The organism is Pandoraea morbifera (assembly GCF_902459575.1).
GTDB classification, from domain to species: Bacteria; Pseudomonadota; Gammaproteobacteria; order Burkholderiales; family Burkholderiaceae; genus Pandoraea; species Pandoraea morbifera.
Genome location: NZ_CABPSD010000012.1, coordinates 55,086 through 68,054 on the forward strand (window position 1 = coordinate 55,086; position 12,969 = coordinate 68,054).

The window sequence follows — 12,969 nt, forward strand, 5'->3', positions numbered from 1 at the left end:
CCGCACGTCATCCGGCGGATTCGAATCACCGTGCATTCGGAACCTCCTCGCGCGAGATCACGTCCATGTCGATCGCCGACGAGGCCGTCGTCGGCATCGGCTTCAGTTCCAGCCGCAACGCGAACCGGCGAATATTCGGCATCACCACGTCATTCGCCGCCCCCGACCACTGACGCGTCACGCTGTGAGGCACAACGCTCGATTCCAACTCCACGACCTTGCGGACCCATGTCAGGGTTCGCAGTCGCTTCTGCGTCTCGCGCACGCGCGATTGCGTGGTCGCATATCCCTCGACGCGCAGTTGGCCATCTCCGGTCTTCACCACCGTCAGACGCACGCCGTCGGCGCAGGCGAGCATCACGTCGAGCAATCGACGTGCCACCGGTTCGCGCCGCTCGATCAAAGCCACCGCGGCGCGGCGATGCGCTTCTATCGCGGCCAGTGTTCGCGAGGTCATGTCGAACGCCGCGGACTCGCCGCGCAGCGCCTCAGACGCCGATCGCACCGCCATCAGCTGCGCCCGCGCCTCGGCCGTCCGATAGCGGTCGTGCATGATCGGCGCCATGGCGGTGAGTGCGCCGCACGCGGCCACACCGGCCCAGCACCGCCATTGCCGTCGAAATTCCCGGCGACGTCGTTGCGCCAGGGTAGGAAGGAAATCGAGCGGCACCAGTGTCGTCTTCAATCGCATGGCACCCCCTGCATGGTCATGGCTCGCAATGCCAGCCCACAAGGCACGGCGAGCGCGGTGCGCTGAGCGAACGTCGGCCGTCTGACGTCGCTCGTCGCCGCGCCGCCGAATCGTCGAAGCGGATCGAAAGGACGCACCGGCACACCGCACGCCGCAGCAAGCGCATCGCAGATCGCCACGAGCGCCGCCGGGCTGGCGCCGCTTGTCGTTACATACATCGCGCCTGGCGCGATCGGAAGTTTTGCCCAGACGTTCCTGGCGACGCCGGCCAGCCCATCGGCAGATCCGCCCGCGCCGTCGAATCGTTCCTGCGCGTGCGCGACGCAGGTCTGCCCGTCGAAAGCGGAAAGGTCCAGAGCCTGCGAATCGACCTGCAACAACGCAACGGGGACATCGCCCCGACCTGGCGCCATCGCGTCCTCGTCGGGCGGCCTCGCCCATCGGAACGCCCGGCGTCCCGCTTCATGCGCGGCGTCGATCGCGTGGACTCGCAATCCGGCCATTTCCAGGACAGCGACGCGGTCATCGGCCAGCTCGGCATCGCAGGCATACAGGCGAAGTCGATGACTGCCCGGCTCCGCCCACGTGACGCCAACGCGGCGACGCAGGTCCGGATCGCCGTCTCCTGGAAGCAGCAGCGCCGCCCGGCGTTCACACCAGGCCTGAACCGCACGTGGCGGCAGTCCATCCGGACAGTCGACAACCTGCGTTTTAAGTCCATGGACAGGCAACGCCGTCACCACAACGTCGTCGCGCATGGCCTGCGCCGTCATCCCTAGGCGTTCGAGCAGTTCCCCGAGACGGCGCGCCACCGCTTCCGGCTTGGCGAGCGCCGCCCCGCGCAACATGCCGTCCTCGAGCGTGGCTGCCCCATGGGCGTCCACCCGCAACCGGGTCGGGCCCGGTATGCGCGTCAGGCGAACGAAATGCACACCGTCCGCGTCAAAGTGGATACCGCACCCCCCGCCCGTACGACGCGGCAGCGACGCCGCCACGGACTTTCCCATCCGGCGAACCCGCTGCAGGACCGCTTCGATCATGATTTCCTCCCACCTTCCGGTTTGTCGATGGAATCGATCCTATCGAGCGCCGAAAGGCAGGCCAATCGGACGCGTCCGAATCCACCGGGCGACGTGACCACTTCCCGAGCGCTTTCGGAAATCGTGCCGCTTTTTGCTCGGAAGACTCCGAAGCACGATAGGCTCGAGCTCCGATTTCGGGCCTCTGCCGGAGGCAGTCGCGGGGCGTTCGTTATAATCGGCCAATCGCTTTTTCCCGTTCCCCCATGGCAAGCACACCCCAAACCGAGACACCCCGCGACAAGCGCCCACCCAAACCGCGCCGCTCCCTCTGGCTGCGCCTCGCGCTTTGGTTCGTTGGCCTGATCGCCGCGATGGTCGTATGTGGCGCGCTGCTCGCGGGGTACATCCTGGTGGTGATGACACCGCAGTTGCCGTCGCTCGACACCATCGTCGACTACCGGCCGAAGATTCCGCTGCGCATCTACACCGCCGACGAAATCCAGATCGGCGAGTTCGGCGAGGAGCGCCGCAACCTCGTGCGCTTCGCCGACATTCCCGACGTCATGAAGAAGGCCGTGCTCGCCATCGAGGACGACCGCTTCTACCAGCACGGCGGGGTCGATTTCATCGGCATCTTCCGCGCGGGCGTGGCCAACTTCGCCCGCGGCGGCTCCGCACAGGGCGCCAGCACGATCACGATGCAGGTCGCGCGCAACTTCTTCCTGTCGAGCGAAAAAACCTACACACGCAAGATCTACGAGGCCCTGCTCGCCTACAAGATCGAGTCGCGACTGACCAAGGATCAGATTCTCGAGCTGTACATGAATCAGATCTATCTGGGCGAACGCGCGTACGGTTTCGCCAGCGCTGCGCGCGTCTACTTCGGCAAGGACCTCAAGGACATCACGCTGGCCGAGGCCGCCATGCTCGCCGGTCTGCCGAAAGCCCCGTCGGCGTACAACCCGATCGTCAACTACAAGCGCGCACGCGTGCGTCAGGAATACATCCTCAAGCGGATGTACGACCTCGGATACATCTCGAAGGACGAGTACGACCAGGCACTCGCGCAAGAGCTCGTGGTCCGCGGCCTGGGCAGTGAGTTCAGCGTCCATGCCGGATACGTCGCCGAAATGGTCCGGCAACTGCTCTACGCCCAGTTCAAGGACGAGATCTACACGCGCGGCTTCAACGTTTACACCACGATCAACTCAGCCGATCAGGAAGCCGCCTACGAGGCGTTGCGCGCGGGCGTGATGGCCTACGAGCTTCGCCATGGCTACCGCGGCCCCGAAGCTAATATCGACCTGCCCGACGATCAGGACGAGCGCGAGCAACTGATCGACGACACGCTCGTCGAGCACCCCGACAGCGGGGACATGGTGGCCGCCGTGGTGCTGTCCGCGTCGCCGCAACAGGTCAAGGCCGTGCTCCTGAATGGCGACGACGTGACCGTAACCGGCGACGGCCTTCGCTTTGCGGCGGCTGGCCTGAGCGCCAAGGCACAGCCGAAGCAGAAGATTCGCCGTGGCTCCGTGATCCGCGTGACGAAGGACGAGAAGGACAACTGGCGCATCGTGCAGATGCCGGACATCGAGGCCGCGTTCGTGTCGCTCGACCCGCAAAACGGTGCCATCCGTTCACTCGTGGGCGGGTTTGACTTCAATCGCAACAAATTCAACCACGTGACGCAGGCGTGGCGCCAACCGGGGTCGAGCTTCAAGCCGTTCATCTACTCGGCTGCGCTCGAGAAGGGCTTCGCACCGGCCACGATCATCAACGACGGCCCGCTGTATTTCACGGCGGCACAGACCGGCGGGCAACCGTGGGAGCCGAAGAACTACGGCGGCGGATTCGAAGGCCCGATGCCGATGCGCGTTGCGCTGATGCGCTCGCGCAACCTCGTGTCGATCCGGATTCTGCAGAGCATCACGCCGGCCTACGCACAGAAATTCATCGGCCGATTCGGCTTCGAGGCCGACAAGCATCCGGCCTATCTGCCGATGGCCCTGGGCGCCGGCATGGTCACGCCGCTACAGATGGCAAGCGCGTATGCGGTGTTCGCCAATGGCGGCTTCCGCGTGAATCCGTTCATCGTGGCGCGCATCACGGACTCGAAGGGCAACGTCATCATGGAAGAGAAGCCGGCGACGGCGGGGGATGAAACGATCCGGGCGATTCCTGCGCGCAACGCGTTCATCATGAACTCGATGCTGCACGACGTGGCCACGCGAGGCACAGCGGCCAAGACCAACGTGCTCAAGCGCAGCGACCTTGCAGGCAAGACCGGAACGACGAACGATTCACACGATGCCTGGTTCGCGGGCTATCAGTCGCAACTGGTCGGCGTGGCGTGGATTGGCTTCGATCAGCCACGCAACCTGGGCGATCGCGAAACGGGCGGTGGTCTGGCATTGCCGATCTGGATCAACTACATGTCGAAGGCGCTGCGCGGGGTGCCGGAATCGACGCGAGCCATGCCGCCCGGGGTCATTCAGGCCAACGGGGATTACTTCTACGACGACTATCCGCCGGGTCGCGCCGTCAGCACGGTCGGCCTGAGCGCGGATACCACACCGGACGGGTCGGCCGCACCCGGCCCGTCGACGGGAACGCTGCCGGGCCAGATGCCGGCGCAACCGGGTCCGTCACCCGCACCTGTGGACCGGCAGGAACGTCAGCGTATTCTGGACATGTTCAACAGCAAGCCCTGACGGGCCTGTGCGATTCCGAGGGTCCCGGCCTGTCCGGGACCGCTTTGCGGCCCAGTGCCCCGGTGGATCCGGGGCCTGCGCCCTGATGGTTCCGTCAGTCGGACTTCAGCGTTACCGTCTCGCCGGCCTGCTGCGTGGCGAAGCGCGAGAGCGCCTCGAACAACTCGGTGTCGTCGCGCGTATCGCGCCACTCGTCACCCTTCAATCGGAAATGGAAGCCGCCCGAGCGCGCGGCAACCCAGATCTCACTCATCGGCGTTTGCAGATTGACGATGATTTTGCTGCGATCCTGAAATTCAAGCGTCAGCACGTTGCCCGAGCGCTCGCAGTCGATGTCCACATCGCCGTCTTCGACAGCGGCCTCCACCTGCGTCAGCACTGCCTCGGCGAGCGCCAGGAATTCACTTTCCGTCATGCTAAACTCCACGGTTTGCGTCATCGCTTGCATGCCGCACCACGCGGCGATACCCCCATGACTGCACCTATTCGAACCTGCGCGATTGTAGCGTCGATTGCCCTTTTGAGCGTGTTGGCCGGTTGTGGGCAGGCCGGGCCGCTGTATATCCCCGCACGTCCGGTGAAACCGACACCGCCCCCGGGCGAGCCGCTGCCTCCGCCAGTGCGCGTGCCCGAGCCCCAGCGCGGACCGTCGGTCGAGGTACCGCCGGCGGCTTCGCTCCCGGCAGCCAAACCCGAATAAACTGGCACACGCCGGCATCACCCGGCGCCGGCCAGCGTCGGCAGGCACGCGAATGCAATTCCTGCCGCGCCCGGCCTCCCTTCGCCGCCCGGGCGGCGAACCCTTTGACTACCGAGTTTCCGCGATGTCCGACGCCAATTTCTCCTACCGCGACGACGTTCTCCACGCCGAGGGCGTCGCCCTGCCCGAGCTCGCCGAGCGTTTCGGCACGCCGCTCTACGTCTACTCGAAGGCGGCTCTGACGAACGCCTACCTGGCCTACACCAAGGCTTGCGAAGGCCGAAATGCCACGGTGCATTACGCCGCCAAGGCCAATTCGAACCTGGCGGTGCTCGGCGTATTTGCGAAACTCGGCGCGGGATTCGATATCGTTTCGGCGGGTGAACTCGCGCGCGTGATCGCCGCCGGCGGAGACCCGAAGCGCACCGTCTTCTCGGGCGTCGGCAAGCATGCGGACGAGATGCGCTACGCACTCGAGAAGGACGTGTTCTGCTTCAACGTGGAGTCGCGCCCGGAACTGGACCGTCTCAACGAGGTGGCCGGGCAAGTCGGCAAGCGCGCGCGTGTGTCGCTGCGCGTGAATCCGAACGTCGACGCAAAGACGCATCCGTATATCTCGACTGGCCTGCGCGGCAATAAGTTCGGCGTCGCCTACGAAGAAGCCTTCGACGCCTATCGTGCCGCCGCAGCCATGCCGCATCTCGAAGTCGTCGGGATCGATTGCCACATCGGTTCACAGATCACGGAAATCTCACCGTATCTCGATGCCACCGACAAGGTGCTCGATCTGGTCGAGAAGCTCGAAGCCGCGGGCATCTCGCTGCATCACATCGACGTGGGCGGGGGACTGGGCATCACCTATACCGATGAAACGCCGCCGAACATCACGGCATTCGCGACCACGGTACTCGACCACATCGCCAAGCGCGGCCACGGCCATCGCCAGGTGCTCTTCGAACCGGGTCGCTCGCTTGTGGGCAATGCCGGCGTGTTACTCACGCGAGTGGAATTTCTCAAGCACGGTGAGACGAAGAACTTCGCCATCGTCGACGCGGCAATGAACGATCTGGCGCGCCCGGCGATGTACGAGGCTTATCACGGAATCGATCCGGTCACGCGTCGGGCGTCCGACGGAATGACCTACGACGTCGTGGGCCCGGTTTGCGAAAGCGGTGACTGGCTCGGCCGCGATCGCGCCCTGGCCATTGCTCCGGGCGATTTGCTCGCGATTCGTTCGGCCGGCGCCTACGGCTTCACGATGAGCTCGAACTACAACACGCGTCCACGCGCCGCCGAAGTGATGGTCGACGGCACCGACGCCTATCTCGTGCGCGAGCGCGAGACGATCGAATCGCTGTTTGCCGGCGAACGACTGCTGCCCGGCAACGCGTGACTCCGCGCCAACGGACTGGCCCGCCGGCGGTCAGTCCGTTGGTGCTACCCGGGACGCCCGACGGCGCCCGAATCCAATCAGACGTGCGCCCAGGAGCACCGCCACCACGACCGCATAGATCGTCGGCTGGGCAAGATCGTTCTTGCCCGCCTTCATCCACCAGTAGTGCAGGATCGCCAGCACGGCGATCGCGTAGATCAGGCGATGCAGACGCTGCCAGCGCCGCCCGCCGAGCCATCGCACCATCGCATGCGGCGATGTCAGCGCGAGCGGCACCATCAGCACGAACGCGGCAAATCCCACCGTAATGAACGGACGCTTGCCCGAGACGTCGCGCAGGATGCCGCTCCAATCGAACCATTGATCCAGCCAGAAGTACGTCGTGAAATGCAACGCAGCATAGAAAAAGGCGAAAAGCCCGAGCATCCGACGGCACCGCAGCAGCCACGCCAGTCGCGGCGACAGGCGCCGCACCGGTGAAACGGCCAGCGTCACGCATAACAGGACGAGCGTCCACGTGCCCGTCGAGCGGGTGATGAACTCCACCGGATTCGCCCCCAATCGGTCAGTCGCGCCGTAGACGACGAGCCGCAGCAGCGGCGCAAGCGCCAACGCGAACACCAGGACCTTGATCCATGGCGACCCACGCTGTGCGGTACGCGAGCGGTGGCCACTCGCGACGCCGGCACGAGGGGCGTGGGAGGCGTCGCCGGGCTTGGAGGGAGTGCCTGACACGTCGCGTCGACTCGAAAGGTTGGAAGCGATCAGAAGAATTTCCGCAGGTCCATGCCCTGGTACAGGCTGGCAACCTGCTCGCCATACCCGTTGAACATCAGCGTCTTGCGCTTGGGCGTGAAGATGCCCCCCTCGCCAATGCGACGCTCCGTCGCCTGGCTCCAGCGCGGGTGATCCACCTCGGGGTTGACGTTGGAATAGAAGCCATACTCATCGGGTGCGGCGCGATTCCAGCTGGTGAGCGGCATCTTTTCCACGAAGCGGATTTTCACAATGGATTTCGCGCTCTTGAAGCCGTATTTCCACGGGATAACCATGCGCACCGGTGCGCCATTCTGGTTCGGCAACACCTCGCCGTACAAGCCGAACGTCAGCAGGGCGAGCGGGTGCATCGCCTCGTCCATGCGCAGCCCTTCCACATACGGCCAGCTCAGCACCGGGTACGACAAACCCGGCATCTGCCTGGGATCGGCAAGGGTGACGAATTCCACGTACCGGGCATTGCCCGTCGGCTGCACCTGTTTGATGAGCGCCGAGAGCGAATAACCGATCCACGGGATCACCATCGACCATCCCTCCACACAGCGGTGGCGGTAGACGCGCTCTTCGAGCGGAGCGAGCTTGAGCAGTGCGTCGATGTCGTACACCCTGGGCTGCCTGACTTCGCCTTCGACCGCGATCTGCCACGGACGCGGCTTGAGCGTGCCGGCGTACCGCGCAGGATCGGACTTGTCCGTGCCGAACTCGTAGAAGTTGTTGTAGGTGGTGACGTCCTTGATGTCGGTCGGCTTGTCGGTCACGACGTAGCGCGTGTTGCGCGTGGCACTCAGTCTGGCCAGACCGGTGCCCGGACTGTCTGCCGCCAGCGCGTCGGTTTGTGCCAACACGCCAAGTGCCGCGGCAGTACCCCAACCGGTCAACCCCACGCCGGACGCCTTCAGGAAGCGCCGCCGCCCTGTGGCGATCTCGCGTGGCGTGATGCTGCTCGCCGGGATATCCCCACCGCGAAGTTTGCGTTGATGCGTGCTCATGATGACTCTCTCCTGACGCGCGCCCGTTTCATCCAAGGAAACAACGGCATCGCAACCTCGCCCACATGGCGCGGTATTCCGGTCCACTCTTGCACACTGAGACGGATGCCGCAGGCCCAATGTTCCCCGCGTTCGCCGCGTCGCGTGCGCCAATCATAAGCCACGGCAAACGATCACATGGCGTCACGAAAAAAAGCCGCCGGCAACAACGCGCGGCGGCTTTCCGATGCAGCTTGCGAGGCGCGCCTGGGGACGACCCGATCGCGCCCGCCTGCATGCGTGCGTCAGAGCTGGCCGTAGCTATGCAACCCGGAGAGGAACATGTTCACGCCGAGGAAGGCAAACGTCGTGATCAGCAGCCCGGTCAACGACCACCAGGCGGCCACCACACCGCGCAACCCCTTCATCAAACGCATGTGCAGCCACGCCGCGTAGTTCAGCCAGACGATCAGGGCCCAGGTCTCCTTCGGGTCCCAGCTCCAGTAACCGCCCCACGCGTCGGCGGCCCACAGCGCGCCGAGGATCGTTGCGATGGTGAAGAAGGCGAAACCGACGGCAATCGCCTTGTACATCACGTCGTCGAGCAACTCGAGCGACGGCAGTCGCGACGAGAAGAACCCGCTGTCGAGCGGCTTGCCGGCCGCCGCCAGACGCTTGTTCTCGCCCGACTTGAGCAGGTACGCCACGGCCACCATGGCAGCGAGCGCAAACGTGCCGTAACCGATGAAGTTGGCCGGCACGTGGATCTTCATCCACCAGCTCTGCAAGGCCGGCACCAACGGCTGAATCTCGTAGGCGCTGCGCGCTACGCTGTACCAGAGGTTGAAACCGACCGCCGCACTGATCACCAGCAGCACGAACGGGCCGAGCGAACGCGTTTCGTAGCGATGCTCGTAATACAGATAGAACAGCGCCGTAATCAGGCAGAACAGCACGAACACTTCGTAAAGGTTCGAAATGGGGATGTGACCGACGTCGGCCCCAACGAGGTAAGACTCGTACCAGCGCACCATCATGCCGGTAAAACCGAGCAATACGGCCGACCAGCACAGCGCCGAGCCGACGCTCGCGCCGAACGGCGAGCGCGCGAGGAGCCCGCCCCAGTAGAAAAGGGTCGACAGGAAGAACAGCGCGCTCATCCACAGGATGGCGGACTGGCTAGAGAGGAAGTACTTGAGGAAGAATGCCTGATCCGCGCGCGCCAGCTCATGGTGATACATCCCGATGCCGGACAGCGCGAGGATGGCGATGCCGGCCATCAACCACCGCACGGCGCGCCAGTGCCACCCGAGCGCCGCGAACGTCGGCACCGCGAGCACCAGAATCGTGTGCTCGTAGTAATCCATGTAGTGGCCGTAGCGGTTGAGGGCAAAGCCCGCGCCCAGGGCCAGCGCCAGCGCGAACAGCCAGTCGCCGATGCTGCGGCGACGCAGCCACGAGGCCTCCGAATAGCTTTGCGATAACTCCATCTGTCTCACCCTCATCGTTTTGTGACGATCTCGTCGATTTCCGCCTTCGTGCGGGCGAATTCCTTTTCGAAATCCAGTGTACGGCGCGTGGTCGACACCGCCATCAATACCGAACTCCCACCTTCCGGCGTGTCCTTGAGCCACAGCCACAGACGCCGCTCGCGCACATAGAACATCGAGAAAATACCGAGCACCAGCAGCAAGCTGCCAAGATACACGATCTTTTTCCCCGGCGAGCGAGTGAGCTGGAAGACGCTCGCCTGGATCTGGTCGAACGAGTCCAGTTGCAGGAAGACGGGGGCGTCGTACAGGAAGTTGTCCGACAGCGCGTTGGTGGCCGTGTGTACGAACAGCTCCGTCTGCGGCGACGGCGTGACGGCCGGCAACCCCGCCTGCTCACGGGCAACCTGCCACAACTGCCAGATCGCGCCGTCGAGAATGCGGCGGAACATGTCCGCGGCGCTCGATTGCTGATCCTGCGGCACCTTTTCGTTCACGAATTCCGCGATCGCTTGCAGGCCGCCGCGCGCCTGACTGTTTTTGCTTGCCGGGATCACGCCGGCAAACAGATCCAGCTCGCGCTTGGTGCTCTCCTGCAACTGTTTGCGCAGTTCGGTCGACGTTTGCGACGGCAGCGACTCCGCGGCGAAACGGCGAGCGGCCTCGGCGCGCGCCGCGTCGTCCTGCAGCGCGGCCCGGATCATCATCCATTGCTTCACGGAACCGTCCGCATCCGCCGGAATGCGCAGGTACTGGAACGGACCGTCCGGCGTGTCGCGCACCCCCGTCATGAACACGCGCTCGCCGTCGCCCATGAGGATCGGCAGCATGTAGTTGCGGTATTCCTTCGCCTGGCCGCTGCGGTCGCGAACCTTGTATTGCACCGACGGACCGACATTGCGCAGGTCCTTGCCCAGATCGGTGCGTGCGCCCGAGCCCAGCTGCTTGCCCATTTCTTCGCGCAGCGACTTGCGAGCCACGCCTCGAGCGTCGCGCTCGCCATTGCCGTTGCTGATGTTTTCGACGTTGATGGCGCGGAAATCGCTGAATTCGATGGTGTATTCGTCCTTGGCCGCCGCCGCGCCGCGCAGTTGGGTCGAGCCACCGACGTCGCCCGAGAAGGCGAACGTACGGTCCGACGCGCCCCGCATCGGGTAACCGGTGAGCTTCAGCTTGCTACCACCGTCTTCGAAGCTCGACTGGTAGATCGCCACGCCCTTGTAGATGAACGGCTCGTTGACCTTCACCGTGGCATCCATCGTCTTGCCGGTCTCGGGGTCGGTCACCACGATGTCGCTCGCAAACAGCTTCGGCATACCCGTCGAGTAGTAGTCGACGTGAAATTTCTTCAGCTCGATCGAGAACGGAAGATCCTGGACCACCGAGCCGTCCTGGAAATTCAGAATCGCGGTGTTCGACTTGCCGCCTTCCGGCACGAAGGCGTAACCGCGAAATGCCGGATTGTTCGGCGAGAGACGGTGCGACTCCGGAATCTGGGCGATCACCGCATTGCCCTGCAGCGGCGACTTGCCGAACAGCGCCATCTGAACGCGAATCAGCAGATCGCTGTCGACGAGCCCGCCCAGGCAAATGATCACGATCGCGCTGTGCGCGAAGATATAGCCGATCTTGTTGATCGCGCCGGCCTTGGCGGCGACGAGCGTGGCGCCGTCGCGCTCGCGAACGACGAACCGATAGCCGCGACGTCCGAGGTAATGCGTAAGACGCGGCACGAGTTCGCCGCGCGGGGCAGGTCCGTTGAATTCCCCTTTGTGACCAAAGGCGCGCAGACTGCCCTCGCGCACGTGATCGCGCCAACTGCGAATATCGACAATCATCTTCGGCGCATTGCGCACAATGCACAGCGTCGTCGACGCCATCAGGAAAAACAGGATCAGCAGAAACCACCACGAGCTGTAGACCGTGTACAGGCCGAGCGAGCGGAAGACGTCGGCCCAGAACGGACCGAACTGATTGACGTAGTTGGGATAAGGGTCGCCTTGCTTGAGCACGGTGCCGACGATGCTGGCAATCGCGAGCACGGTGAGCAGGCTGATGGCGAAGCGCATCGAGCTGACCAGCTCGACGCCGTCGCGCACCCATCGTTGCGCGCCCTTGATCTGCATTCCGGAGGTACTGATGCTCATCCTGTTTCCGACAACAAAAAAGGGCGGGGACGCGTCTCACGCGCCCGCCACCCTGTGTATGCTAAACCAGTTCGATCCGGTCGCCCTGCGGCGCCGCAGCTGGTTTCGTTATAAGTCAGCGAATATACCCCGACGTTCACATGGTGTCAGGGCAGCGCACGCCGATCAGTGCAAACCAGCGATGTAATCCGCGACCGCCTTGATTTCATTGTCCGACAGGCGCGAGCTGACATCATGCATGGGCACGTTGTTGGCACGCGCGCCGCTGCGGAACGCCACGAGTTGGGCAGCGGTGTATTCCGCCCATTGGCCGGACAAGCGCGGATATTGCGCGGGCATGCCGGCACCGGTCGGGCCATGGCACGAAGCACAGGCAGGCACGCCCTTGTCCGCAATGCCGCCGCGGTAGATCTTCTGGCCGAGCGCCACCGTGTCCTTGTTGCGGGCCGCGCCGGGCTTGGGTGTCTGCGAGGCGAAGTAGGCCGACACGTTGCGCATGTCCTGATCGGAGAGTGCCGCGACCATGCCGGCCATGATCGGATTGTTGCGCGCGGCAGTCTTGCCGGGCTGTGCCTTGAAATCGTGGAGTTGCTTGTCCAGGTATTCGGCGTGCTGTCCGGCGAGCTTCGGATAAGCACCGCCAGTACTGTTGCCGTCCGCCGCATGACAGGCGGCGCAGACCTGGGTGGCGATTGCCTGTCCGCGGTTCAGGTCCGGCTTGGCGGGCGCCTGAGGGTCGGCGGCTTGTGCGGCGCCGCTCAGAAGAAAGCATGCCAGCGCCAACGGTGTTGCAGCGAGAGACTTCCACACTCCTCGGTTCATTCGCACACCTTATATCTGTTTTGTCGGGAAATCGGTCGTTCGAACTCACCGTCCGACGCCGTGTTTCTCCTCCAACCTCACGGCGCGCGAGACGTTCAGGCAGCCCTTGGCAAGGCCAAGGTTAACTTTCATATTGTACAATAAAGACTTTCCCCGGCTTTAGGGGATTTCCATGTAGAAGGCCGCAGAATGGGGCTTCCCGGCCTCTCGCCGGTGAGCGACTCGATTCGCCGTCCTGCGTGCCTGCG

11 protein-coding genes are annotated in these 12,969 nt (G+C 64.2%); 3 read left to right on the forward strand and 8 right to left on the reverse strand.

All coding sequences use genetic code 11. The features are described 5' to 3' along the window. Positions 1 to 25 precede the first annotated feature (25 nt). Together PMO31116_RS18420 and pilM are read right to left on the reverse strand one after the other, a co-directional pair. The gene (locus PMO31116_RS18420) at positions 26 to 691 is read right to left on the reverse strand and encodes a hypothetical protein (RefSeq protein ID WP_150567984.1); all 666 of its coding nucleotides are present in this window, start codon (positions 689 to 691) and stop codon (positions 26 to 28) included. After that, positions 682 to 1,731 carry a type IV pilus biogenesis protein PilM gene (gene pilM, locus PMO31116_RS18425; RefSeq protein ID WP_150567985.1) on the reverse strand — a complete coding sequence of 350 codons (1,050 nt, stop codon included), beginning with the start codon at positions 1,729 to 1,731 and terminating at the stop codon, positions 682 to 684. Before pilM ends, PMO31116_RS18420 begins: the two co-directional genes overlap by 10 nt. 245 nt (positions 1,732 to 1,976) lie before the next feature. Between pilM and PMO31116_RS18430 the strand changes: the two genes are divergently transcribed. Next, complete coding sequence (locus PMO31116_RS18430; RefSeq protein ID WP_150567986.1) at positions 1,977 to 4,424, forward strand: penicillin-binding protein 1A; 2,448 nt, start codon at positions 1,977 to 1,979, stop codon at positions 4,422 to 4,424. Positions 4,425 to 4,518: 94 nt separating this feature from the next. Here PMO31116_RS18430 and cyaY read toward each other — a convergent pair whose 3' ends face one another. After that, positions 4,519 to 4,839: an iron donor protein CyaY gene (gene cyaY, locus PMO31116_RS18435; protein WP_150567987.1), complete on the reverse strand. Its 321-nt coding sequence runs from the start codon at positions 4,837 to 4,839 to the stop codon at positions 4,519 to 4,521. Positions 4,840 to 4,896: 57 nt separating this feature from the next. On the opposite strand from cyaY, the gene lptM reads away from it, so the two are divergent. Together lptM and lysA are read left to right on the forward strand one after the other, a co-directional pair. Further along, complete coding sequence (gene lptM / locus PMO31116_RS24465) at positions 4,897 to 5,124, forward strand: LPS translocon maturation chaperone LptM (RefSeq protein WP_425494812.1); 228 nt, start codon at positions 4,897 to 4,899, stop codon at positions 5,122 to 5,124. Between the two features lie 124 nt (positions 5,125 to 5,248). Continuing rightward, complete coding sequence (gene lysA / locus PMO31116_RS18440; RefSeq protein WP_150567988.1) at positions 5,249 to 6,517, forward strand: diaminopimelate decarboxylase; 1,269 nt, start codon at positions 5,249 to 5,251, stop codon at positions 6,515 to 6,517. 30 nt (positions 6,518 to 6,547) lie between these two features. Here the strand turns inward: lysA and PMO31116_RS18445 are convergent, their stop codons facing one another. From PMO31116_RS18445 to PMO31116_RS18465, 5 genes are all read right to left on the reverse strand, one after another. Next, positions 6,548 to 7,252 (reverse strand): protein-methionine-sulfoxide reductase heme-binding subunit MsrQ, encoded by a 705-nt coding sequence (locus PMO31116_RS18445; protein ID WP_150567989.1) that lies wholly within the window; start codon positions 7,250 to 7,252, stop codon positions 6,548 to 6,550. 29 nt (positions 7,253 to 7,281) lie between these two features. After that, positions 7,282 to 8,283: a protein-methionine-sulfoxide reductase catalytic subunit MsrP gene (gene msrP, locus PMO31116_RS18450; protein ID WP_150567990.1), complete on the reverse strand. Its 1,002-nt coding sequence runs from the start codon at positions 8,281 to 8,283 to the stop codon at positions 7,282 to 7,284. Between the two features lie 284 nt (positions 8,284 to 8,567). After that, positions 8,568 to 9,752 (reverse strand): c-type cytochrome biogenesis protein CcsB, encoded by a 1,185-nt coding sequence (ccsB, locus tag PMO31116_RS18455; RefSeq protein WP_150567991.1) that lies wholly within the window; start codon positions 9,750 to 9,752, stop codon positions 8,568 to 8,570. 11 nt (positions 9,753 to 9,763) lie between these two features. Further along, positions 9,764 to 11,899 (reverse strand): cytochrome c biogenesis protein ResB, encoded by a 2,136-nt coding sequence (locus tag PMO31116_RS18460; protein WP_246185371.1) that lies wholly within the window; start codon positions 11,897 to 11,899, stop codon positions 9,764 to 9,766. 165 nt (positions 11,900 to 12,064) lie between these two features. Then, positions 12,065 to 12,721, reverse strand: coding sequence for a c-type cytochrome (locus PMO31116_RS18465; protein WP_150567992.1), 657 nt, complete (start codon positions 12,719 to 12,721; stop codon positions 12,065 to 12,067). Between the last annotated feature and the right edge of the window lie 248 nt (positions 12,722 to 12,969).